Here is a 24,509-nt window from a genome sequence, read left to right on the forward strand (position 1 = left end):
TTTTATCTGACCATTTTTCCAGTCTCAGAAAAACTTATGATACACAGCGCTCTGCCCTTATCTTGTTATATAAATAGGTTGGTTGGTGACCCTGTTGTTGTCTGCATCCGGTGATGCAAAAGGAAGTGGTTGTTTGGCAAGGGGCCATACCGGTTTATTTCCCGAGGCAGACCGCTATTCATTATCTTCATTGAATAGGGTTAGCAATGTCAAATTCCTTCCAAAGTGAAATTCCTAAAGCTAGGATTAATCTGAAACTAGCACTGCATACGGGTGGCGCACAAAAGAAAACCGAAATACCGTTGAAATTGTTAGTGGCGGGTGACTTTAGTCATGGTCAAGAGACGGCCTCGTTGTCTGAGCGTGAAAAGGTGAACATAAATAAAAATAACTTCAATTCGGTATTACAGGATTTTTCACCCTCTGTCAATATTGCGGTGGAAAATACCTTGGCGGGGGATGGCAGTGAAGAGAATATCTGCCTGACCTTCCAGAACATGAAAGACTTTACCCCCGAACAGGTCGCCCGTCAAATCCCGCAACTGAAAGCCATGCTGGCGATGCGCAGTCTGCTGCGTGACCTCAAATCCAACCTGCTGGATAACCAGGCCTTCCGTAAAGAGCTGGAAAAAATCCTGCGTGACCCTGCCCTGAGCAATGAACTGCGTTCTGAACTGTCTGCCCTGGCGCCTCAACAGGCTTAACCGGCGACCGGATTTTAATGGATTAACACGAGATAATGCTAATGACTGTAAAACATGAAAATGCGACCGCGGGTGAAAGCGTGGTATTAGAGCGCCCGGCGGCCGGCGGTGTTTATGCCTCCCTGTTTGAAAAAATCAACCTGAGCCCGGTTTCTCACCTCAGTGCGCTGGATAGCTGGCAGGATGCCCAGGCGATGTCTGATGCCACTGCCGATGAACGTTTGACCGCCGGGGTACAGGTGTTCCTCGAGCGTTTGCGCCTGGCCGGCACCAAAGTGGAAAAACTGGATAAAACCCTGATTGACCACCATATCGCCGAACTGGACTTTCAGATCAGCCGCCAACTGGATGCGGTGCTGCATCATGAAGAGTTTCAGGCTGTTGAGAGCTTGTGGCGTGGCGTCAAATCCCTGGTGGACAAGACCGATTTCCGCCAGAACGTGCGCATTGAACTGCTGGATTTGTCGAAAGAAGATTTGCGTCAGGATTTTGAAGATGCGCCGGAGATTATCCAGACCGGGCTGTACAAGCACACGTATATCGATGAATACGATACGCCTGGTGGCGAGCCGATTGCTGCACTGATTTCTTCCTATGAATTCGATGCCTCGGCACAGGATGTGGCGCTGCTGCGTAACATCTCCAAAGTGTCAGCTGCTGCCCATATGCCGTTTATCGGTTCAGCCGGGCCCAAATTTTTCTTGAAAGAAAATATGGCCGATGTTGCCGCTATCAAAGACATTGGCAACTATTTTGACCGCGCCGAGTACATCAAGTGGAAATCCTTCCGCGAGACCGATGACTCCCGCTACATTGGCTTGGTGATGCCGCGCGTGCTGGGTCGCCTGCCGTATGGCCCGGATACCGTGCCGGTACGCAGCTTCAACTACGTGGAAGAGGTCAAAGGCCCGGACCATGACCGTTACCTGTGGACCAATGCCTCGTTTGCCTTTGCCGCCAACATGGTGCGCAGCTTCATTAATAACGGCTGGTGTGTACAAATCCGTGGCCCGCAGGCCGGTGGTGCAGTACAAGACCTGCCGATTCACCTGTATGACCTGGGTACTGGCAATCAGGTGAAAATCCCGTCCGAAGTGATGATCCCGGAAACCCGTGAATTTGACTTCGCCAACCTGGGCTTCATCCCGTTGTCGTACTACAAAAACCGCGATTACGCTTGCTTCTTCTCCGCCAACTCCACCCAGAAGCCGGCGTTGTATGACACGGCTGATGCCACTGCCAACAGCCGCATCAACGCGCGTTTGCCGTACATCTTCCTGCTGTCGCGTATCGCTCACTACCTGAAGCTTATTCAGCGTGAAAATATCGGTACCACCAAGGACCGCCGTCTGCTGGAGCTGGAGCTCAACACCTGGGTACGTAGCCTGGTGACCGAGATGACCGACCCGGGTGACGAACTGCAAGCCTCTCACCCGCTGCGTGATGCGAAGGTGATTGTGGAAGACATCGAGGACAACCCGGGCTTCTTCCGCGTGAGACTGTACGCTATTCCGCATTTCCAGGTGGAAGGGATGGATATCAACCTGTCACTGGTTTCGCAGATGCCAAAAGCGAAGGCTTAACACGGAGACAGAATGAAAATCTATCGTCCGTTATGGAGCGATGGGGCCTTTCTGGCCCCGCAACTGTTCCAGCAGCAGGCACGTTGGGACGCTCATACCATGGATTGTCTGGCGCATATGGCGCTGGCCAACCCGTGGGGGGTGGTCAGTGCCGAGTTTGATGACAGCGCGCTGGCGGTGTCCCGCCTCAGTGCCCTGGAGTTGGTGGTACGTTTCCAGGATGGGACGCTGATTGATAGCGTGCTGGCGGATAACCTGCCCCCGGCCAGTGATTTGTCGTCACTGACCGGGCGTGAGGTGGCGGAGGTGGTATTGGCGCTGCCGTTATTGCAGGCCAACGGCGGCAATGTCGATGAAACCGGCCAGGCAGAGCGTCCGCGCCGTTACCTGCGGGAGTGGGTTCGGGTGCAGGATTTGTCCGGTCAGGAGCTCACCGACATTCCGGTACAACGCCATGCCCTCTCACTGCGGTTTGCCCATGAGGAAAACAAGGAGTACCTGACGTTGCCGGTGGCACGCCTGGTGCGCAATGGCCAGGGGCAGTGGGCGTTTGACCGCCATTTTATTCCCCCGATGATGGCGCTGGTTGCCAGCCCGCTACTGCTGGAGTCGGTCCGTCAATTGACCCACCGCCTCAAGGCCAAACGGGGTCGCCTGATGGCGATGCGCCGTGAGAGTAACCAGCGCATGGCGGATTTTGCCGTGGCGGATGTCTCGCTGTTCTGGTTGCTCAATGCGTTGAACAGTCACGAGCCGATACTGGATGATTTGCTGGCCAACCCGCGTTTGCACCCGGAACTGCTGTACCGGGAGCTGGCGCGTCTGGCGGGCAGTCTGCTGACGTTTTCCCTTGAGCATGATGCCGATGCCATTCCGACCTACCAGCATTCGGCTCCGGAGCGGGTGTTTCCGCCGCTGTTGTCACTGCTGGGTGACCTGCTGGAAGCCAGTTTGCCATCACGCGTCATTGCCATCGAACTGACCCACGAAGACCAGTTCTGGCGCGGGGCGCTGCACGATGCGCGTTTGCGCGAAGAGGCCGATTTTTACCTCTCCGTGCGCTCCACCTTGCCGGCCTACCAGCTTCAGACCCAGTTCCCGCTGATGTGCAAGGCGGGCAGTCCGGACGACGTGGCCGATGTGGTGAACATTGCGCTCAGTGGCATTCCGTTGAAAGCCCTGACCCAGGTGCCGGCCGCCATTCCGCTGCGCCTGGAAAATCAATATTTTGCTCTCGAACTGACGCATCCGGCCGCTCAGGCCATGCTGACGGCCGGCACCTGCGTGTTTTATGTGCCGGAGACGTTGGGGGATGTTCAGCTTGAACTGTTTGCGGTGCTGCGCTCATGACAAATACCCGACCGGACATGACTGAAACAACGACGCCGGGTGGCAAGGCGTCGGTTAACGTTGACCAACTGTTTGCCGAGACCTGGCTGATGGTGTGTCAACTGCGTAATGGTGCGGTGGTGACCCAGGGGCGTGAACTGTATCGCAAGGCCTGCACCCTGGTGGACCAGGCACGCCGCCAATTGGAAAGTGCGCGTCTGTCCTCGGCTGCGGTGGAGCACATGCTGTATGCCCAGTGTGCCTTGCTGGATGCAAGCGTGATGGGCCGCCAGACCCAGGATGACGGCTATCGTGAGTGGCTGAAATCCCCGTTGCAGGCCCGTTATTTCAATACGTTGGATGCGGGTGAGCAGTTGTGGGACCGCATACGCCGTGTGCTCAATGAGCCTGCGCCGGATATCCGGGTGCTGACCTGTTTCCACCGGGTGCTGCTGCTGGGTTTCAATGGCCGTTATGGGTCACAGGACCCGACGCATTGTGACGAGGTGCGTGAGGTGCTGGCACAACGGGTACCGCCATTCAGCCTGCAGCAGGATTTACCGGTGGTACTGCCCGCCGGGCGTGGGCGCCGTGGGCGTCGTGCGGTCTGGTACTGGTGGCTGGCGGGTCTGGTGTTGCTGGGTTTACTGTGGTGGGGGCTGGATGCGTCACTGCATCAGACCCTGCAGCAGCTGTTACCAAAGGAATAACGGATGCCGAGCAACGCAAAAGGTGGATTGTGGTTATGGGCCGGGGTGCTGGCCCTGCTGCTGGTCTGGGGGTTTCTGCCGCTGAGTACCGGGCACCGGGTGGTGCTGACCGTGGTGGTGCTACTTCTGGTGGTTGCCATGGTCCTGTGGCTGCGCCGGCAAGCCGCTCAATTACAGAGCCGGGTCGGGCAATCATCCCCCTGGCGCTTACCGGACGCCGGGTTTGATGGCGCGCTGGTGTTGGTGTGTGGCGACAGCGACACGATGTTTACTGAGGGCAGCGAATATCGCCAGACCCATCAGGGCTGGTATCTCGCCACCCCGACCCCCGAGGCGTTTACCCTGGCGGTGGAGTGGATTGCCGCCACCGACCCGATGCTGCTGGGTCAGGTGTCAGTGGCGTTATGTGTGGCCCCGGAGCGTCACCAGGATGAGGCGCTGCTGCGTGGTGAAATTCACCAGTGGCGCATGCAGTTCATCCGCGCCCGTCGTCGGCTGTCTCGCCTGCCGACGGTGGTGCTGTGTGGTTACCTCAACGGGGTGATACCGACGGACGACCCGACGGCGAATGACTGGTTTGTGCATGACGGTGACAGCCGGCTGTCCGGGATGAGTGTGTATACCGAGGATGGGCATGGCCTAACCTTGGCACGGTGGTCACAACAGGACCAGGCTTCCTCGCGGATGGCTCAATTGTTGTGGCTGGACAGTGCCCTGGCGTGGTTGAAGGCGGTGGTGATTGACGAACTGCATCAACCGCAGACCGGGGTGTCGGCCATTCCGCTCAGTGCCGTAGCCCTGCGTTTTACGCCGCTGCCTGCGGTGGAGAACAACCTGTGGCAGCGGGCGATTGGTGAACAGACGACCTTGCCGCCGGTGACAGCGAGCGCAGACGCGGTGGCGGCTCACAGCTTACCGTTCCCCGATTGCCTGGTGCCGGGCTTGCCGGGTCGCCGTGGCCTGACGCCCGCACAGCGTGTGGGGCTGCGGGCCGGGGCGCTGGTGTGGGTGTTTGGTGTGGCGGCCTTGCTGGCGAGCTTTGCCAATAACCATCGCCTTATCCGCAGTGTGGGAGATGACCTGGCTTTTTATCATCGCCTCACTGGCACACCGCCGGAGCCGAAGATACAGGCGCAGCAACAGTTACGCCATGATGAGCAACTGCTGGCGCGTTATCAGCGCCAGGGTGCGCCGTTGTCACTGGGGTTGGGCTTATACCAGGGGCAGGTCTTGCATCCCCCGGTGCAGTTGGCTCTCAGTGACTGGGTGCCACCTAAACCGGCAGCCATTGCAGTCAAGGAGAAGGAGCAAGCCCAAATCATTCGCCTCGACAGCCTGTCGCTGTTTGATTCCGGCAAGGCGGTACTGAAGCCCGATTCCACCAAAATGCTGGTGAATTCCCTGGTGGGCATCAAGGCCAGACCGGGCTGGCTGATAGTGGTCAGCGGGCATACCGACAACACCGGCAATGCCAAACAGAACCAGACGCTCTCCTTGCAACGTGCCGAAGCGGTGCGTAACTGGATGCGTGATACCGGTGATGTGCCGGAAAGCTGTTTTGCGGTGCAGGGGTATGGCGACAGCCGACCTTTGGCACCGAATGACACGGACGCCGGACGGGCACAAAACCGGCGTGTCGAAATCAGTCTGGTACCGCAGGCAGACGCCTGCCAGGTACCCGACAACAACCCGCCGTCATCACTGGATGGTGACGGTACACAACACTAAATGGAGACAATCCCATGGCAATACCTGTTTATCTGTGGCTGAAGGATGACGGCGGTGCCGACATCAAGGGTTCTGTTGATGTCAAAGACCGTGAAGGCAGCATCGAAATCGTTGCTCAGCAGCATAACCTGTATATCCCGACTGACAACAACACCGGCAAACTGACGGGGACCCGTATTCACACCCCGTTCCTGTTTACCAAGGAAATCGATGCCTCCAGCCCGTACCTGTACAAGGCAGTGACCACCGGCCAGACCCTGAAGTCAGCGGAGTTCAAGTGGTACAAAATCAATGACGCGGGCCAGGAAGTGGAGTACTTCAACACCAAACTGGAAAACGTCAAGGTGGTGAAAGTCAACCCGGTGATGCACGACATCAAAGACCCGGCGTATGAGAAACACAACCACCTGGAGCAGTTAGAGCTGCGCTACGAAAAAATCACCTGGACTTACAAAGACGGCAACATCATTCATTCCGATTCCTGGAACGAACGTACTACCGCGTAATACCCCAGCGGACAGGTTCGCCTGTCCGCGCTTACTTTTCTGAGTACCTGTCGACGGGTATTGAGCAAAGTGGTTATCTCACTTGCCTTTCGAGTTGCGGTTCACACCTTGGCAACTGAAAGGAGATGAGGGAAACATTGAGAGAATTTTACCTAGTGCGCTTTGGTTGATAGCGAAGGGCGGTAGCGTGTCAAAAGAACAGCCTCAAAGAGAGAGAATAATGGAAAATCCAGCCATCCTGTTACGTCGTCTTAACCCTTACTGTGCCCGTGCCATGGAAGGGGCCGCTTCACTGTGCCAGACCCGCGCCCATGCAGAAATCCTGCCGGAGCACTGGTTGCTGAAACTCCTGGAACAGGGGGAAGGGGATATCACGGTACTGGCCCGCCGTTACGAGTGGGAACTGGACACCCTGTGGCAAGAACTGCTGGCCTGGCTGGATAACCGCCCGCGCTCGGTGCGTAGCCGCCCGCAGTTGGCGCAAACCACCCAGACCTTGCTGCAAGAAGCCTGGTTGCGTGCCTCACTGGCGGGGGAAGAGTCTATCCGCAGTGTCCACCTGCTGATGGCCCTCGTCGATAAACCCAAACTGATAGCCTGCGATGCGCTGTGGCCATTGCTGACCCTGGGGCAGAGCCAACTGGAACGTTTGCGCCCACTGCTGGATATGCAGTCGGACGAACGCCCGGAAGTGCAGCAGGAAGCTGAACTGGCACAAAACGGCCACTCACCGGAACTGCACACCGACGCCACCCCTGAAACGGCGCTCAAGGCCGGCGAACTGTCCGCCGCCCTGCAGAACGCGCTGGACAAATTTACCCTGGATGTCACCGCCAAAGCCCGCGCTGGTCAGATTGACCCGGTGTTTGGCCGTGACACCGAAATCCGCCAGATGGTGGATATCCTCTCTCGCCGCCGCAAAAACAACCCGATACTGGTGGGGGAGCCGGGGGTAGGGAAAACCGCCCTGGTGGAAGGGCTGGCACTGCGTATTGCCGAGGGCAATGTGCCGGAAAGCCTCAAACCGGTGGCGCTACGTACCCTGGACCTGGGGTTGCTGCAAGCGGGTGCCGGGGTTAAAGGGGAATTTGAACAGCGGCTGAAAAACGTCATTGATGCGGTACAACAATCACCGACACCGATACTGCTGTTTATTGATGAAGCGCACACCATTATCGGTGCTGGTAATCAGGCCGGTGGCGCAGATGCCGCCAACCTGCTGAAACCGGCGCTGGCACGAGGCGAATTGCGCACCATTGCCGCCACCACCTGGAGTGAATACAAACAGTATTTTGAGCGTGATGCCGCTCTCGAGCGCCGCTTCCAAATGGTGAAAGTAGACGAGCCAGACGATGACACCGCCTGCCTGATGCTGCGTGGCCTGAAATCCCGCTACGCCGAACACCACGGCGTACATATCACCGACGATGCGGTGCGTGCTGCAGTCACCCTGTCGCGCCGCTATCTCACCGGTCGCCAACTGCCGGACAAAGCGGTGGACCTGCTGGACACCGCCGCTGCCCGGGTGCGCATGAGCCTGGATACGCTGCCGGAGGCCATTGTGCGCCTGAAAGCGCAACTGACGGCACTGGAGCTGGAGCAACAGGCGCTGCTGGAAGATATCGCCACTGGCAGCCAGCAACACGGTGAGCGCCTGAGTGCCATTGAAATTCAGCGTGGCGAACTGGATACCGCACTGGAAACCTTAGACCGCCGCTTTAACGCCGAAAAAGCCCTGGTGCAACAACTGATGACCTGCCGCCAGGACCTGAGCCGTCAGGCTGAAGTGACCACGCTGCAACATCAGCTTGAACAGTTGCAACAGCCGGAACCCCTGATACAGGTGGATGTGGACACCCGCACCGTGGCCAACGTGATTGCCGACTGGACTGGCGTGCCGCTCTCTTCATTGATGAAAGATGAGCAGACCGAACTGCTGAGCCTGGAAGGGGAGATTGGTCAGCGGGTGGTGGGGCAAGATACCGCCCTGACCGTCATTGCCCAACGCCTGCGCGCCGCCAAAACCGGCTTGACGCCGGAAAATGGCCCGCAAGGGGTGTTTTTACTGGTGGGCCCGAGTGGCGTAGGGAAAACCGAAACCGCGCTGGCGCTGGCCGATGGCCTGTACGGTGGCGAAAAATCACTGATTACCATCAACCTCTCGGAATACCAGGAGCCGCACACCGTTTCACAACTGAAAGGCTCGCCACCGGGGTATGTGGGGTATGGCCAGGGCGGCATACTGACTGAAGCAGTACGTAAACGCCCCTACAGCGTGGTGCTGCTCGATGAAGTGGAAAAGGCCCACCGGGACGTGATGAACCTGTTCTATCAGGTGTTTGACCGGGGCTTTATGCGCGATGGCGAAGGTCGCGAGATTGATTTTCGTAACACCGTGATATTGATGACCGCCAACCTCGGCAGTGACTTGCTGATGCAGTTGCTGGACGAACAGCCGGAGGCCAGCGAAGGGGATTTACACGAACTGCTGCGCCCGGTACTGCGTGACCACTTCCAGCCCGCCTTGCTGGCGCGCTTCCAGACAGTGATTTACCGCCCATTGGACGCCACGGCGATGCGCACCATCGTACAGATGAAACTGAATCAGGTCAGCCAGCGCCTGCAACGCCATTACGGCCTCACTACCCAGATAGGTGGCAGCCTGTATGACGCACTGACCGACGCCTGCCTGCTGCCGGATACCGGGGCACGTAATGTCGACAGCCTGCTCAACCAGCAGATATTGCCGGTGCTGAGCCAGCAGTTGCTGACCTATATGGCGGCGAAGCAAAAACCCAAGACCCTGACCCTGGGCTGGGATGAGGAACAAGGGATTGTGCTGGAGTTTGGCGACTAGTTCACTGACTGTACCGCACTTATACCCAAGTTCAATGGCGTTGCAGGTAGACGGCAACTGAGCGAAGCCCCAGGAGCTTAAATGAGTAAGTGACTGGGGTGAGTAAAGGCAGCCAACACCCCTGCGGCTTCATTAGCGATGGGTATAGACCATGGAAGTACCTGTTATTATCACGGAGTCAAGACCATGAGCCTGATTGATACATTGCAAAATACCTTGTCGGCAATCACCACCCTGAACCGATACCACCTGAATATTCCCTCCTGTTCGTCGCCGCTGGACGTCGAGGATTTCAGTGGGTCGGAGGCGCTAAGCCAGACTTACCACTACAGCATCCAGTTCACCAGTACCGACAAGACGATTGCTGCCGAGCAGCTACTGCGCAAGCCCGCCACGCTAAGCATGGGCACCGGCCCGTTGCAGACCTTGCTGCAACAGAAGGTGGTACACGGGGTGATCACCGATTTCAGCCGCATTTCCGGCTCGGCAGACCAGGCGCTGTATCGCATCACCATTGAGCCCTATATCGCGCTGCTGGATAAACAGTTCCGTACCCACCGTTTCTTTATCAATAAAACCGTACCAGAAGTGGTGGCGGAGATATTGGCGGAACACAAGTTCAAGGATTGGGAGTTTGAATTCAAGCTGAAACAAGCTTACCCCCGGCGGGCGCAGATCAATCAGTATCAGGAAAGCGATCTGCAGTTTATTGAACGCTTGCTGGCAGAGGTGGGGATCTTCTATTTCTTCACCCTGCAACCAGACACCCAGACTGAAGTGATCCACTTTGCTGATCGGCAGACCGCTTACCAGTTTGGTAAAAAACTGCCGCTAAACAGCCCGTCAGGCATGAGTGACTCGGGGGCGGTGTCGGTATGGGGGCTGAGCTACCAACAAAATGTGGTGGAAGCCAGCGTGACCACCAAGGATTACAATCACCATCAGGCCCAAAAAGGGCTGCAATCGGCCACAGCGGATATGACGCGGGGTGATGGCGAAGGGGTCACTTACGGTGATGTTTATCATTATCAGGCCCGTCACCAGGAGGATGGGGACAAATATACCCCGGATGCCGAAACCGGTAACTTCCATGCCCGGTTGGATCATGAGCGTTTTCTGTCACGCCAGATACAAATCAGTGGCAACAGTACCGACCCCACCCTGAGCCCGGCGCAATTGCTGACCATCATGGACAGCACGCTGCCCTCAACCTTGCCGGAATTGCTACAAGCACCGATTCTGATGGTTCAGATCGGCTTTACCGCCAGCCGCAAAAATGCCTTGCGGGTGACCTTTGCCGCCGTGCCTTTCAGTGAAACCCTATGCTGGCGACCGCCGTTAAAACCCCGCCCGGTGATCAGCGGTTCGTTGACGGCACGCGTCACCAGCCCGAAAGCCAATGACATCTATGCACATCAGGATAAAGACGGCTTGTACTGGGTGAAGTTTGATGCCGACCTGGACGCTAAAAAAACCGGTTATGAAAGCATGCCGGTGCGTTTGGCCAAGCCTTATGGAGGTGACACCTACGGCTTCCACTTCCCATTGATCCAGGGCACGGAAGTAGCGATTGCGTTCCATGAGGGGGACCCTGATCGCCCATACATATCGCACGCCCTGCATGATTCGCGTCACCCGGACCATGTCACCGAACTGAATAATACCCGCAATATCATTCGCACCGCAGGCCTTAACAAATTGCGGATGGAGGACAAACGCGGGGCTGAACATATCAAGCTCAGTACCGAATATGCTGGCAAGAGCCAACTGAACCTGGGGCATAACGTTGACCAGGAACGTAAACTGCGCGGTGAAGGTGCCGAATTACGTACCGATAAGTGGGTAGCGGTACGGGGTGGTAAAGGTATTCTTATCACCGCAGATATGCAAGCTACAGCGAAAGGTAACATGCTGGAGATGCAACCAACGCTGGATCGGCTGAAAGATGCCAGTGAGCAGATGAAATCGCTGTCTGATGATGCCAAAACCGCCCAAGGGGAGCCCGCTCAGCTAGACGCACAGCTTGCTTTTATGCGTGAGCAAATTGAACAACTCAAGGAAGCGGTAGCAGTACTCAGCGCCCCGAAAGGGATCGCCCTGAGCAGTGGTAAGCATTTACAACTCACCGCAAGTCAAAACCTGATGTTCAATGCCGGGGCTGATGCGGATATGGGGGTCATCAAGCGTCTGTTTATTGGCGTGGGTGAGGGCCTTAGCCTGTTTGTGCGTAAGCTGGGGATGAAACTGATTGCCAATCAAGGGCCGGTGACCATCGAGGCGCAAAACGACCAATTGCAATTGTTGGCACGTCTTGGCTTGGAGATCGTCAGTACCGAAGATGAAATACACATTGTCGCCAAGAAGAAAATCATACTCAATGCAGGCGGCAGTTACCTCACGCTGGATCCGTATAAAATCGAACTGGGTACCAACGGTGATTTCATCGTGAAATCCGCTGACTTTTCTTACAATGGTCCGGCGAGTATGCAAGCCAACCATCCTGAATATCCGCCACTGCAGGCCAATATCAAGCAAACGTTACGGCTCAGTTCATTAGTAGCCCCTAATGCGGCGGGTTCGAGTTGGGTGGGTATGCCTTACACCCTTTATGCGGATGGGGCCCCCGTTAGTAAAGGGGTGTTGGACGCCACGGGACAAGTGGAGATTGAACACCAGGTAGTGACGAAAAAATACACACTGGAAATGGCCAACGGCGTTAGCTACAACATCCCGGTGGTGAGTGCATATAGCAACCCAGAGCAAGGGGTGCTGGCTAACCAGGGGCTGCATAAGTATTCGGGGCAGGCGAGCGATGTTGGGGAAAACACAAAGTCCCGTAACCTGTATGCAGAAGTGTTAGAAGGACGCAACAATAAGGAAGAAAGCGTATGAGTAAGCCAGAGATTACTGTACCTATCGCGACTTGTGAAACCAATCAGGCCACTATCACTCCTCCCTGGTTTGTCGTCAAAGAGGATGAGTGCAGTCTTACCAAGGCGACGTATAAACCGTTGGTGAATGGCGAAGAAGCATTTGCAGCCGTGTACCACGCAATTGCCAATGCACAAAAAACGGTCGATATTATTTGCTGGGGCTTTCAGCCGTCTATGTTTTTTCTTCGTGATGGTCAAGCACCTTGTATTGGAGAGTTACTCAGAACTCTCGTGCGGGAAAAGCAAGTACAGGTGCGTATTTTGGGGTGGGAAATGCCACTCAATGCTGCAGGAGCAGGAGGCGAGGCTAACTTGCCGGGTAAACCTGGTATAAAGCCTCGCGCTGGGCAAAGTGCCACTGATGAGCAACATGAATATGATAAAAGATGGTTTTTAGAACATACATGGTACGATCTGAAAGTGTTACCAGGCAATTCCGCAGTTTGGCCTAATACGGCAGCCAATACAATGTCAAAAACAACCCAAGCTTGGCCGAACCCACAAGCTAGCGGGATGTCACCTAATACCCAGTTTTGGCCTAATCCAGCGCCAAAAGAAGATAATTTGAAAGGTATAATGGGTGAACGTTGGCCCCTTTTTGTCGGCCGTGGATTTGGTACACTCAATCGAGCAGAAATTGCCTATCGTGCCTCTTTTAAAGCCTTTGACAAAGATCTCAGTCTATCAACAATTGGTGGTCTAGCTGGAGCTCCCTCTCACCATCAAAAAACTGTGCTGGTAGATTTTGAATTACCCGAATCGGCGGTGGGATTTGTTATGGGGCATAATATGCTGGACGAATATTGGGATACTGATGCCCACACCGCAGAGCGTCGCCCTGGTGCAGATTCATTAGAATATCGTGAGAACGTATTCGGTTTTCTCCGGGAGCCCAATAAGGGGCCAACCGGTTTCTTGCCGCGCCAAGATATCTCTAGCCAGGTAACTGGCCCGATTCTGGCTGGCCTGCATAAAAACTTTGCCACTGCCTGGCAGAAGGAAACCGGTGAGGATTTGCTTACTGCCCGCAAGGCTGATGAGGTGGCCAAACGGCTGGAGCCTCGGCCGGAATATGGTACGGAACTGCCGGCACAACTGGTGCGTACCCAACCGCAGGAAGGAATGCGTGAGATAGAAGCGCTTTATCTTAATGCGGTGAATAATGCTACTCAGTTTATCTATATTGAAAACCAGTATTTTCGCTGGCCCGCATTTGCAGAGGCGATCAAAACAACAGCGGCGGCTCAGACAGCCGGGGGTAAACAGGGGGCGATACATCTGTTTGTAACCACCAATGTGACCGACGGCGGAATAGGTGCTGGAACGGTGAATACCCAACGTATGATGGCAAGCCTAGGGCGTGCGGATATGATCCCCGAAGTGACTAAATTGGGTAAGATAAAGAAAATTCCTGTACCTGATATAGATATAGACTTTAGTAATCCCCCTGATAAGGCAGCCATGGATAAATATCAGCAGGAAGTAAAAGAGTATGAAGCGAAAATTGAGGAGATTAAAAATACCCCTATTATGCAAGGCCCCACTCCCCCAGGCCTGAAAATGCATATCTGCTCGTTGGTGGCGCCAGATTCACCAGGAAACAGTTGGATGCCGGTTTATATCCACTCCAAACTGATGATTATTGATGATGTTTTTACCACCCATGGTTCGGCAAATATCAACACCCGCAGTATGCAGGTGGATAGCGAAATGAATATTGCCCACGATTCGCACCTCGTGACTAAAGCCATGAGGCAACGGTTATGGAAATTGCATACTCACCCCCCTGCGGGTACTAACGAAACAGATGGGAACGATAAGCAGGAGGGGCCTAATATAGCAGCAGAAGTGGCGTGGGGAGATGATCCGGCGGAAGCATTTGAGACTTGGGGTCAACTCCTTAAAGAAAACAAGAGACTTCAGGGGAAAAAATTCCCTCCTATAGCTTCAATAATTGAGTTTCTTTATCCCTCTGCAACTTGGGCGGACCTAGACTAATGCGCACCCTATTACTGCTATTTTCCTGCCTGCTGCTGATCGCTTGTGATCCCGGTAGCACAACCAATTCGATTAAAAAAGAGGCCCCGATGGACCCACTCAGTGATATTAAAGCCAAGCTGGCGTTTACCTGCAAACATGAAGTGATCCCCGAACCAACGGCAGAGGCCGATATGCTGTTTAAGTACGCCCGCTGGCTGCAAGTGAATAACCAGCTAAAACCGGACCCCAAGGTGGACCAGGAGGTGGAGCGGTTGTATCGTATTGCGGCCACCAACGGGCACTATAAGGCCAGTATCAATCTGCAAAATGGCGGCATGCGTGGTCAGTTTCATCTGCGCAGTGCAGAATATTTACGCATCAGCCAGCAGTTGATTGATGCCAAGGTCGCCTCGGGCTACTACTTTATCGCGGTCTATCTGGAACAAGGTGCCGCTGGGTTAAAACAAGACCCGGAGATGGCGCTGCGTTATTACCGCAAAGCGGCGGATGAGGGCAGTGCACTGGCACAAGCCTATGTCGCTGATAAGCTGGAGCCCATTGATATTGCCCCCGATATTGCGCGCCAAATGCGCCATTGTGCCGCAGAACAAGGCAATGGTGATGCTGCTCTGGCTTTAGGGATAGATCTTAAAATAGATGGCCATTATGCAGAAGCTTTGAAGGTTTACCAGTTAGGGGTGACAGCTGGTAATTCTACTTCTGCTTATACCTTAGCAAATACATTTTCTGGGGTTTCTTCCCGCGATAGAGTGAACTATCTTGCTCAACAAATAGATCCTGAACGTGCCCAACGTTACAAACAAATCTGGAAGGTGTTAAGTGACTACTCTTATGCCAACCCCTCAGTACCAGAAATCAATGAGATTGTACCGCTACCCCCGGCACCATTGCCTGCCTGGGACGGTAAGTTGAAATGGCTAGAAGCGCGCGAAGCCAATATTCCGCCCCCAAAACCAGCCGAATCACTGATCGCAGAATTGGCACGAGCGAAAAAGCTTAATCCGCTTACTGGTCGCCCCCTGCCAGACTCACCAGATTTTGATAAAAACACCGGTGCGCAGTTGTTGTGCCATAGTGGTGACGTTTGCCCGAAAAGTGGTTACTGGGTGGCTTGGTCGGCCTATGGCAGGATCAATCAACAAAATCGCTATTTTAAGCAGGGTATGCTGATGCCCATTGCACGAGTAGAAAGTTATCGACCACGCATTTGGCCGCTGAACCCTAAATATGTGGTGCAGGATATAGCCGTAGAATGGAGCCTCCTAGGCGAAGCATGAGATTAACGCTTATTTTTATCGACTGATTATGTTGAAGGAACAGGACTGATGCGCTGCTTGTTATTGCTGGTTTGTTTTCTGCTGGTCGCTTGTGACCCAGGCAGTGCATCTAGCTCGGTGAAAAAGGGTGTCTCGCTAGACCCACTCAGTGATATTAAAGCCAAGCTGGCGTTTACCTGCAAACATGAGGTGATCCCCGAACCGACGGTGGATACCGATATGCTGTTTAAGTACGCCCGCTGGTTGCAAGTAAATAATCAACTAAAACAGGACCCCAAAGTGGATCAGGAGGTGGAGCGGTTGTATCGCATTGCCGCCGCTAACGGCCACGTTAAAGCAAGTATTAATCTGCAAAATGGCGGCATGCGCGGTCAGTTTCACCTGCGCAGTGCAGAGTATTTACGCATCAGCCAACAGTTGATTGATGCCAAAGTTGCCTCTGGCTATTACTTTATTGCGGTCTATCTGGAACAAGGTGCAGCGGGGTTAAAGCAAGACCCGGAGATGGCGCTGCGCTATTACCGTAAAGCGGCTGATGAGGGTAATCCGCAAGCACAGGCTTATGTTGGCAAAAAACTGGCCCCGATCGATATTGCCCCAGAGATTGCGCGCCAAATGCGTCGTTGTGCCGCTGAACAAGGTGAAAGTGATGCGGCTCGAGCTTTAGCTACTGATTTAAGAATTGATGGACATTATAAAGATGCACTGGAATCTTATCAGCTTGCTGTGGGCGCTGGTGATGAGTTTGCCGCCTATTTTTTGAGTAATGGATTTAATGGGCCCGCTTCCTCCGATAATATGTACTATCTTGCCCTACAGAAAGACCCCGAGCGTGCTCGGCGTTATGAACAGATCAGTGATATATTGGGCAATTATTCCTACGCCAACCCCTCAGTGCCAGAAATCAACGAGATTGTGCCGCTGCCGCCAGCACCACTGCCTGCTTGGGACGGTAAGTTAAAGTGGTTGGAGCCACGCGAGGCCAATATTCCGCCCCCCAAACCGGCTGACTCACTGATTGCAGAATTGGCACGAGCGAAAAAGCTCAATCCGCTTACCGGTCGCCCGCTGCCTGATTCCCCGGATTTTGATAAAAATACCGGTGCCCAACTGTTATGCCAAAGCGGTGAACCGTGCCCGAAAAGTGGTTATTGGCAGGTGGCTTGGGCGCCTTATGAGGGGCTCAGCCAACAAGAGGTCCGCTATTTTAGACAAGGTACCCCGATGCCCACTGATCGTATAGAAACCTACCAACCCCGCATTTGGCCGCTCAGCCCCAAAATGATAGTACAGGATAAGTCAGTGGCTTGGCGGTTCTTGGGTGAGGCGTAGTGATTAACGCTTATTTCTATCAACGGATTATCTTGAAGGAACAGGACTGATGCGCTGCTTGTTATTACTCGTTTGCTTTCTGCTGGTCGCCTGTGATCCAGGTAGTGCATCAAACTCGGTAAAAAAGGGTGTCTCGCTAGACCCACTCAGCGATATTAAAGCCAAGCTGGCGTTTACCTGCAAACATGAAGAGTTCCCTGAACCGACGGCAGAGGCCGATGTGCTGTTTAAGTACGCCCGTTGGCTGCAAGTAAATAACCAGCTAAAACAGGACCCCAAGGTGGATCAGGAGGTGGAGCGGTTGTATCGCATTGCTGCCGCCAATGACCATTATAAAGCCAGCATTAATCTGCAAAATGGCGGCATGCGTGGGCAGTTCCATCTGCGCAGTGCCGACTATTTACGTATCAGCCAGCAGTTGATTGATGCCAAGGTGGCGTCTGGCTATTACTTTATCGCGGTCTATCTGGAACAGGGTGCTGCGGGGTTAAAGCAAGACCCAGAAATGGCGCTGCGTTATTATCGTAAAGCAGCGGATGAGGGTAATTCGCAAGCGCAAGCCTATGTCGCTGATAAATTAGCCCCCATTGATATCGCCCCGAATATCGCGCGCCAAATGCGCCGTTGTGCCGCTGAACAGGGTAATGGTGAGGCGGCTAAAATGTTGGCAGCTGACTTAAGAATTGACAAACAATATCTGGCAGCACTGGATGTATACCAATTAGGGGTGGCGGCAGGTAATTCCACTTCAGCCTCTACGTTAGCTGATGGATTTGCTGGAGCTCTCCACTCAGATACACTGAATTATCTCGATCTACAGAAAGACCCTGAACGTGCCCAGCGTTATGAAAAGATCTGGAATATGTTAAGTAATTACTCCTACGCCAACCCCACGGTACCGGAAATAAATGAGATTGTACCGCTGCCCCCAGCGCCGTTACCAGCCTGGGATGGTAAGTTGAAGTGGTTTGAAGCGCGTGAGGCCAATATTCCGCCCCCAAAACCAGCCGAATCACTGATTGCAGAATTGGCGCGAGCGAAAAAGCTTAATCCGGTTACCGGTCGCCCGCTGCCAGATTCCCCAGATTTTGATAAAGACACTGGGGCGCAGTTGTTGTGCCAAAGTGGTGAACCGTGCCCGAAAAGTGGTTACTGGCAGGTGGCTTGGGCTCCTTATGACGGCAGTAGTCAACATGGGGTTCGCCATTTTAAACAAGGCACCCCAATGCCCACGGATCGTGTAGAAACCTACCAACCCCGCATTTGGCGGCTCAGCCCTAAAGTGGTGATGCGTGTCTGGATAAATGAAATCACGTTAAGCTCTTTTTTAGGTGCATAGCGGCGAGTGACATGGAGTTCAATTTAGGAGCCTAATCGTTATGTTGAAAAATGAAAAATTCTGGCTGTTAGTTGCCATATTGTTAGGTGGTGTTGGTTTTTTTAGCGGGTTTTTGAGTCTAGTGGGTGCTTCGGGAATTGGTAGTATCGCTTGTTACAGTTGTTTATCTAATGCAAAGATTGCAGCAGTTGTAGGCATTTTCTCTTTTGGTGCGGCATTCTTTTCTGCCATTTGCGCAGTTTGCCTTTCTGGGAGCGAGGAGGAACGTTCTTCAGGCAATACGCTAGTGAAAATACTGGGGATTTTGACTGCGCTGATAGCAGGTTTGTTTTTTTTCCTGCTCATTGGGTTGATAGACCAGATATAACCCACTTACCTTAAAGGAATGATTCTATTTAACAAGTTGTTATTTTTTTATAAAAACCCCTTGAATTTTATTGCTAATAATACTGACGAGGATGGAATAAAAAATGAAAGGCATTATTCGCATTGGTGATAACAATACCGGCAATGGCTCGGTACTGAGTGGATCTGGCAAGATGAAATTCATGGGGATTGGCGTGGCGCGCCAAGGTGATCCGGTTAGCTGTTCAAAGCATGGGCAAAACAGTATTGCTGAAGGGCACCCTAGCTTTAAGGACAACGGCGTTCCTGTTGCCTTTAACGGACACCGTTGTGCTTGCGGTTGTGTGCTTATTTCGAGCTTGCCACAAGCGGCGGCAAGCTAACATGGCGGTTAATCTTAAACTGGTCCCACCACCTGCGCCTCTTCCCAAAGCCCCTAAATGGTGGGTGTGGTTACTGTTACTGATTGTCGCGTTATTAGCTGGCATTGCTTATGCCGTATTCATTAACCAAGCAAAAACCCAGATAAATAACCAAGACTTTTGGCAAACAGCGTTGGCTATCCCGACCTTGTTCTGGCTTATCTTACTGCTGTTGCGTATGGCGTGGTATCAAGGGGTATCAGCAACGGCAAAGGGGTGGAATCGTGACCGCGAAAAAGTCATTGAGCGTGAAACCCAACGGGGTCGGCGTTCTTTGCAAATATTGGGCCTCAGCCTGAATAGCGCATTGCGCGAGCTTGATGATACAGATGGGCAGACCCAGTGGGACGCATTGCAGGCCAGAACACAGGCGCTTAAAACACAGGCATCCTGGCAGAGTGATAAAGGGATACGCCATAGTCGGTTGGCACGGCGAGCGCACGAGGCCCTGGAGCCGTTGTTGACCCGTGAATTCACTAACCTGCTGGATGAATTGAGCCGTTTGCTATTATCGGTGCCTGCGGATGTGCCATTGGCATTATTGATAGAAAATCACAGTCGTTTGCCTAATGAGCAGGTGCAGGCTCTCTGGCAATCCAGTTGGCAGGCCAGCCAGATCAAACACCGTGTGATACCGGTTGAGGGCAGCGGCCTGGCTGCGGTGGACCAGTGGCTGGATCAACGTGCCCATGAGCAATCGCTGTTACTGGTGGTGGCAATGCAAATTGAACCGGAATCACCGGAAGGGACAGCGGAAGCAGTCATTGGTTTATTACTGGGAAATCCTCACCTGCAGACTGAACTGGCACCGATGGCCTGCCTGCATCGGCCGGAACAAGCCCATGGAATCGCACCTGAAGACGTGAACTATGCGCTGGTACAGTCTCTGGATTGGGGGCAGGTATCTGCGGATGAGGTCACCGCAGGTTACATGATAGGTGTTGATGCAACGTGGCATACGGCGATTGCCACGGGGCTGGAAGCTTTATCAAGCCCGATGAAAATCGGCCAGGATCTGCACGACCTGGGCAGTAGTCTGGGCTATGCTGGGCCCGCCGCCCCTTGGCTTGCCGTTGCCTGTTCAGCAGTAGAATGCGCTGGCGGTAAACCTCAACTCATTGTCAGTGGTGATAACCAGGCGAATACACCGCTTTGGGCCACACTGGTCACGCCAGCAACCCAATCCTAGGGGAAATCCCCGCGCAGGCATTCAGTCGCGAAATCATTACCGTCAACATGTCGGGTTTCGTCTGGCGGACTGAAAGAATCAAAATAATAAAACGTATTGTGGTATCTCAGGGATTGTTTCACCCTGGGTTGCCGCTGCATTAGACGCTGACTTTACTTGTATTGGGCAACAATCAGGGTTGGCATCATCGACGACAGGAGCGGAAAGTTTTGTCTATACCATCACATCAGGAAGTAGGAATGAACACATTGAGTCGAGTCTGGCGTGTCGGTGGGCTAACGCTCTTGCTGCTGGCGGCGCTAGGACTGATTGGCTGGGCTATCTGGCATCATGGCGAAATGATAGGGCTCGATACGCCGCGACAAAAGGCGATAGCTATCCTGCTCATTAGTTTGCTGGGGGTGGCACTGCGCGTTGGGCCAGCATTGTTTCGGCGGTTACAACACAAGGGGTATCACCAAGAGGAACAGAATACGCCGGCAGGTCGTGAAAATAGCCTGAAACAGGCGCGCCATTCGACCATCACCGAACTACGCCAAGCCCTCCGTAACACCTATGGCCGCTTTTGGGCGAGCAAGGTGCGTATTTTACTGATTACCGGCAGTGCGGCGGAGGTGGAACAACTAACCCCGGGCCTGACTACCCAGTCCTGGCAAGAAAACAATGCGACGGTGCTGCTATGGGGCGGTGATCTCGCGGCCCCCGTTGATGCAGCCTGGTTAGGGGCCTTGCGTCCATTGCGTCACTGTCCGCTCGATGGCATGGTTTGGGTCACTGCGGCATTCGCCTGCGACACCACCTTGGGGCAAGAGACGGCCAGGACAACGCTGTCTGCCGATATGATGGATAACGTAGCACGAGCGTTTACTGCGCGTTTCCAAACACTTGGTTGGCGGTTGCCGCTGTATGTTTGGTCACTGCAAGAGAGCTCCTGGGATCAACAAGGGCGTATCAGTCAGTCAGTGGGTTGTCTGTTACCGACTGGCTGTCAAGAGGAAGAGTTGGCGCAGCGCCTGACCCAACTGCTGCCCACGCTGGCCGAACAGGGTACCCAGCAAGTACAAGTCGACTCACGCCATGATTTTCTGCTGTCGTTGGCCCATGGCTTGCGCCATGGGGGTATCGACCGGTTAAAAAATTCGCTGTCGGTGCTGCTCAGCCGTTATCAGCCGCTGCCGTTGGCGGGGGTGTTTTTCAGCCTGCCTTCGGCCTATACAACAACCCGAGTGCCACATTATTGGGGCAAAGATAACCGCTGGGATGTGTTACTCGATTCATTACCCGCCTTACCGAAAGGGCTGGCCACCAAAAAAATGGGGGGAGCTTGGCATCAGGTACTGGCCATGGTGGCAGCGGGCGCGATGGTACTGTGGGGGGCCGGTATGCTGGGCTCGTTCTATGCCAACCGCACACTGATTAACGGCAGTGCGCAGCAAAGCCGGCAGGCGCTGGACAACCAACGCCCGCTGACGGAACGTTTGCAGGCCCAGTATGCACTGCAACAGACCCTCGCCAGTTTGCAATACCGAGTGGCCACCGGCAGCCCGTGGTATAGCCGTGCCGGGTTGAACCAGGATGCGGCACTGTTGCAGGCGCTATGGCCCTTCTATCAGCAAAGCAATAACCAGTTGATACGCGATGAAGCCGCCCGTTATCTGCAACAGCAACTGGCGACACTGGTGGCGATGCCGCCGGAAACGCCACAGCGTATTGCCCAGGGCAAGCTGGCGTACAACCAGTTGAAAGCCTACCTGATGATGGCGCGCCCGGAGAAAAACGATTCGGCCTTTTTGAGCCAGACCTTGCAGACTACCTGGGCGCAGCGCCCGGGGGTGGATGCCGGGCAGTGGCATGCGCTGTCACCGGCCTTGCTGGGGTTCTATGCCGAGAACCTGGCGGCACACCCGGAATGGAAGATTGAGCCGGACAGCAACCTGGTGCGTGACGTACGCCAGATTTTGTTGCGTCAGTTTGGGGTGCGCAATGCCGAAGCCACGCTGTATCAGAACCTGTTGCAGCAAGTGGCCAAAAACTATGCCGACATGACCCTGAACCAGATGATTGGCGATACTGATGCCAGTCTGTTGTTCTCCACCGAAGAGGTGGTGCCGGGGATGTTTACCCGTAAAGCCTGGGAAGAGAACGTATCGAAAGCCATCGACCGGGTGGTGAAGGAGCGGCGTGAAGAGATTGACTGGGTGTTGACCGACAGCACCCAACCGCTGGGCAGCGATATCTCCCCGGAGGCATTGAGAACGCGCCTGACGGAACGTTATTTCACTGATTTTGCCAGCAGTTGGCTGGATTTCCTTAACAGTATCCAGTGGCACCGGGCGGAAAGCCTGTCGGATGCTATCGACCAGTTGACGCTGATGAGCGATGTGCGTCAGTCGCCACTGATTGCTCTGATGAATACGCTGGCGTGGCAGGGCAAGGCTGGGCAGACGGGGGGGCGCTTTCTGACTCCCTGGTCAAATCAGCCCAGAATCTGTTCAACAACAATGGTCAGCCCAGTATTGACCAGGAGGCGGGGCCGAAAGGGCCGCTGGACAGCAGCTTTGGGCCGTTACTGGCCTTGATGGATGGCAAGGCAGGCGGGCAGGGCAATACCAACCTGAGCCTGCAAACCTTCCTGACCCGCGTGACCCGTGTGCGCCTCAAACTGCAACAGGTGACCAACGCCACCGACCCGCAAGCCATGACACAATCCCTGGCGCAAACGGTGTTTCAGGGCAAAGCGGTGGACCTGACCGATACCCGCGATTACGGTAGCCTGGTTGCCGCCAGTCTGGGGCAGGAGTGGAGCAGCTTTGGTCAGGCGATGTTTGTCCAGCCAATGGAGCAGGCCTGGCAACAGGTGCTGACCCCGACGGCGGACAGCCTGAATGCCCAGTGGAAAAGTGCCATTGTGGATGACTGGAACAGTGCCTTTGGCGGGCGTTATCCGTTCAAGTCAGTGTCTGCCGATGCGTCGCTGTCGTTGATGTCACAATACCTGCGGGCTGACAGCGGGCGTATCCAGCGTTTTCTGGAAAGCAATCTCGGCGGTGTGTTGCACAAAGAGGGCAGCAAATGGGTGGCGGATACCGTTAATGCCCAGGGGCTGACCTTTAACCCGGCGTTCCTGGCGGCGGTGAACAAACTCAGTCATCTGGCGGATGTGGCGTTTACCAACGGCGATGCCGGGCTCTATTTTGAGCTGCGTCCGGGTACCGCCAAGGAAGTAATGCAAACTGATTTGGTTATCGACAGCCAGCGCTTGACCTATCTGAATCAGATGCCGGCGTGGAAACGCGTTGCCTGGCCCAACGACACCTCCGCCCCGGGGCAAGCCTCAGTTGGATCAGCACCCAGGCAGGAACGCGGCTGTATGCTGACCTGCCGGGGCAGTGGGGGCTGATACGCCTGCTGGAGAAAGCCACGGTCAAAGGGTATATGGGGGGCACCACCGTCTTTGACGTCAGTTGGAAGACGCAAGACGGGTTGCCGCTGAATTACTCACTGCGTACTGAACTGGGGGAAGGCCCACTGGCGCTGCTGGCCCTGAAAGGGTTTGTGATGCCGGAGCGTATTTTTGTCACTGGCAATGCGGCGGTGGCGGACGCCGATGTGGCTAGTGCGAAATAACCTGAGTTACCGGGCGTGGTGAGGCAGTTACTATGCCCGGTTGCCCGGTGATACCCCTTTAATTGATTTGAGTCATAAGGACGTCGTATGGAACAATCGGTTTTTGCCTGTTATCTGGCGGGTTGGAAAAAGTGCTTTGTCTATCAAGGCACTGCCAGCCGTAAAGAATTCTGGTCATTTATCCTTGGCAATCTGTTGATTGGGATTTTGCTGCAGTTTTTGATCATTATCTTGGCGGTTGTTTATGCGGGGAGTGGGGGGATAGCACTGGACTTGATTTCCTATGTGGTATTTCCCATGTTGATTCTTTTTCCCTTGATGTTACTGCTAGCGGTGACTGCCTTGGGTATTCGGCGTATGCATGACATCGGCAAGTCAGGGTGGTGGTTCGGTGGGATGCTGGTGTTTAATCTGATTATTCTGCCTGTTATTCAGATGAGTATTTTTTCCTTTTTCATTAATTCAAGGGGATATGATGAAGGACTTGAAGTGGTCAGTATCATTATTATGCCCCTGTTTTTGATATCCTTGGCTTACCCTCTCTGGCTCTGCAGCCAACCAACAAAAATAATTTCATCCCCTTCATCGCCGGATGTCACGAATTAATATTATTGAGGTCGTTTATTG

The 24,509-nt window shown here is 54.3% G+C and carries 16 protein-coding genes and 1 pseudogene; all 17 read left to right on the top strand.

Going from position 1 to position 24,509, the window contains the following annotated elements; translation table 11 throughout:
* Nucleotides 1-206: 206 nt before the first annotated feature.
* The 17 genes and pseudogenes from tssB (at nucleotide 207) to ACX9GV_RS04855 (ending at nucleotide 24,488) form a co-directional block, all read left to right on the top strand.
* Nucleotides 207-704: a type VI secretion system contractile sheath small subunit gene (tssB, locus tag ACX9GV_RS04775; RefSeq protein ID WP_037383279.1), complete on the top strand. Its 498-nt coding sequence runs from the start codon at nucleotides 207-209 to the stop codon at nucleotides 702-704.
* A 35-nt stretch (nucleotides 705-739) separates the two neighbouring features.
* Nucleotides 740-2,287, top strand: coding sequence for a type VI secretion system contractile sheath large subunit (tssC, locus tag ACX9GV_RS04780; protein ID WP_473197240.1), 1,548 nt, complete (start codon nucleotides 740-742; stop codon nucleotides 2,285-2,287).
* A 12-nt stretch (nucleotides 2,288-2,299) separates the two neighbouring features.
* Nucleotides 2,300-3,637 carry a type VI secretion system baseplate subunit TssK gene (gene tssK, locus ACX9GV_RS04785; protein WP_037384369.1) on the top strand — a complete coding sequence of 446 codons (1,338 nt, stop codon included), beginning with the start codon at nucleotides 2,300-2,302 and terminating at the stop codon, nucleotides 3,635-3,637.
* 17 nt (nucleotides 3,638-3,654) lie between these two features.
* Nucleotides 3,655-4,326, top strand: a complete 672-nt coding sequence (tssL, locus tag ACX9GV_RS04790; RefSeq protein ID WP_473197978.1) for a type VI secretion system protein TssL, short form — start codon at nucleotides 3,655-3,657, stop codon at nucleotides 4,324-4,326.
* Between the two features lie 3 nt (nucleotides 4,327-4,329).
* Entirely contained in the window at nucleotides 4,330-6,054 is a 1,725-nt protein-coding gene (locus ACX9GV_RS04795) for an OmpA family protein (protein ID WP_473197241.1), read from the top strand.
* 14 nt (nucleotides 6,055-6,068) lie between these two features.
* Entirely contained in the window at nucleotides 6,069-6,560 is a 492-nt protein-coding gene (hcp, locus tag ACX9GV_RS04800) for a type VI secretion system effector Hcp (RefSeq protein ID WP_037383271.1), read from the top strand.
* A gap of 220 nt (nucleotides 6,561-6,780) precedes the next feature.
* Nucleotides 6,781-9,417: a type VI secretion system ATPase TssH gene (gene tssH / locus ACX9GV_RS04805; RefSeq protein WP_473197242.1), complete on the top strand. Its 2,637-nt coding sequence runs from the start codon at nucleotides 6,781-6,783 to the stop codon at nucleotides 9,415-9,417.
* A 186-nt stretch (nucleotides 9,418-9,603) separates the two neighbouring features.
* Nucleotides 9,604-12,309: a type VI secretion system Vgr family protein gene (locus ACX9GV_RS04810; protein WP_473197243.1), complete on the top strand. Its 2,706-nt coding sequence runs from the start codon at nucleotides 9,604-9,606 to the stop codon at nucleotides 12,307-12,309.
* Complete coding sequence (locus tag ACX9GV_RS04815; protein ID WP_473197244.1) at nucleotides 12,306-14,348, top strand: phospholipase D-like domain-containing protein; 2,043 nt, start codon at nucleotides 12,306-12,308, stop codon at nucleotides 14,346-14,348. Before ACX9GV_RS04810 ends, ACX9GV_RS04815 begins: the two co-directional genes overlap by 4 nt.
* On the top strand, nucleotides 14,348-15,628 hold the full coding sequence (locus tag ACX9GV_RS04820; protein ID WP_473197245.1) for an SEL1-like repeat protein: 1,281 nt from the start codon (nucleotides 14,348-14,350) through the stop codon (nucleotides 15,626-15,628). The genes ACX9GV_RS04815 and ACX9GV_RS04820 overlap by 1 nt, the downstream gene beginning before the upstream one ends.
* A gap of 48 nt (nucleotides 15,629-15,676) precedes the next feature.
* Nucleotides 15,677-16,960, top strand: coding sequence for an SEL1-like repeat protein (locus tag ACX9GV_RS04825; RefSeq protein ID WP_473197246.1), 1,284 nt, complete (start codon nucleotides 15,677-15,679; stop codon nucleotides 16,958-16,960).
* A gap of 49 nt (nucleotides 16,961-17,009) precedes the next feature.
* Nucleotides 17,010-18,299, top strand: a complete 1,290-nt coding sequence (locus ACX9GV_RS04830; protein WP_473197247.1) for an SEL1-like repeat protein — start codon at nucleotides 17,010-17,012, stop codon at nucleotides 18,297-18,299.
* 40 nt (nucleotides 18,300-18,339) lie between these two features.
* Complete coding sequence (locus tag ACX9GV_RS04835) at nucleotides 18,340-18,666, top strand: hypothetical protein (RefSeq protein WP_473197248.1); 327 nt, start codon at nucleotides 18,340-18,342, stop codon at nucleotides 18,664-18,666.
* Between the two features lie 103 nt (nucleotides 18,667-18,769).
* Nucleotides 18,770-19,027 carry a PAAR domain-containing protein gene (locus ACX9GV_RS04840; RefSeq protein ID WP_473197249.1) on the top strand — a complete coding sequence of 86 codons (258 nt, stop codon included), beginning with the start codon at nucleotides 18,770-18,772 and terminating at the stop codon, nucleotides 19,025-19,027.
* 1 nt (nucleotide 19,028) lies between these two features.
* Entirely contained in the window at nucleotides 19,029-20,255 is a 1,227-nt protein-coding gene (locus ACX9GV_RS04845; RefSeq protein WP_473197250.1) for a hypothetical protein, read from the top strand.
* A gap of 239 nt (nucleotides 20,256-20,494) precedes the next feature.
* Nucleotides 20,495-23,882: pseudogene (locus tag ACX9GV_RS04850) on the top strand (ImcF-related family protein).
* Between the two features lie 87 nt (nucleotides 23,883-23,969).
* On the top strand, nucleotides 23,970-24,488 hold the full coding sequence (locus ACX9GV_RS04855; protein WP_473197251.1) for a DUF805 domain-containing protein: 519 nt from the start codon (nucleotides 23,970-23,972) through the stop codon (nucleotides 24,486-24,488).
* Nucleotides 24,489-24,509 lie beyond the last annotated feature (21 nt).

The sequence above is a fragment of the Serratia sp. 25CWL12 genome, from assembly GCF_055790885.1.

Coding starts and splice junctions, on each gene's coding strand:
- tssB (WP_037383279.1), top strand. CDS start 207: ATGTCAAATTCCTTCCAAAGTGAAATTCCTAAAGCTAGGATTAATCTG.
- tssC (WP_473197240.1), top strand. CDS start 740: ATGCTAATGACTGTAAAACATGAAAATGCGACCGCGGGTGAAAGCGTG.
- tssK (WP_037384369.1), top strand. CDS start 2,300: ATGAAAATCTATCGTCCGTTATGGAGCGATGGGGCCTTTCTGGCCCCG.
- tssL (WP_473197978.1), top strand. CDS start 3,655: ATGACTGAAACAACGACGCCGGGTGGCAAGGCGTCGGTTAACGTTGAC.
- ACX9GV_RS04795 (WP_473197241.1), top strand. CDS start 4,330: ATGCCGAGCAACGCAAAAGGTGGATTGTGGTTATGGGCCGGGGTGCTG.
- hcp (WP_037383271.1), top strand. CDS start 6,069: ATGGCAATACCTGTTTATCTGTGGCTGAAGGATGACGGCGGTGCCGAC.
- tssH (WP_473197242.1), top strand. CDS start 6,781: ATGGAAAATCCAGCCATCCTGTTACGTCGTCTTAACCCTTACTGTGCC.
- ACX9GV_RS04810 (WP_473197243.1), top strand. CDS start 9,604: ATGAGCCTGATTGATACATTGCAAAATACCTTGTCGGCAATCACCACC.
- ACX9GV_RS04815 (WP_473197244.1), top strand. CDS start 12,306: ATGAGTAAGCCAGAGATTACTGTACCTATCGCGACTTGTGAAACCAAT.
- ACX9GV_RS04820 (WP_473197245.1), top strand. CDS start 14,348: ATGCGCACCCTATTACTGCTATTTTCCTGCCTGCTGCTGATCGCTTGT.
- ACX9GV_RS04825 (WP_473197246.1), top strand. CDS start 15,677: ATGCGCTGCTTGTTATTGCTGGTTTGTTTTCTGCTGGTCGCTTGTGAC.
- ACX9GV_RS04830 (WP_473197247.1), top strand. CDS start 17,010: ATGCGCTGCTTGTTATTACTCGTTTGCTTTCTGCTGGTCGCCTGTGAT.
- ACX9GV_RS04835 (WP_473197248.1), top strand. CDS start 18,340: ATGTTGAAAAATGAAAAATTCTGGCTGTTAGTTGCCATATTGTTAGGT.
- ACX9GV_RS04840 (WP_473197249.1), top strand. CDS start 18,770: ATGAAAGGCATTATTCGCATTGGTGATAACAATACCGGCAATGGCTCG.
- ACX9GV_RS04845 (WP_473197250.1), top strand. CDS start 19,029: ATGGCGGTTAATCTTAAACTGGTCCCACCACCTGCGCCTCTTCCCAAA.
- ACX9GV_RS04855 (WP_473197251.1), top strand. CDS start 23,970: ATGGAACAATCGGTTTTTGCCTGTTATCTGGCGGGTTGGAAAAAGTGC.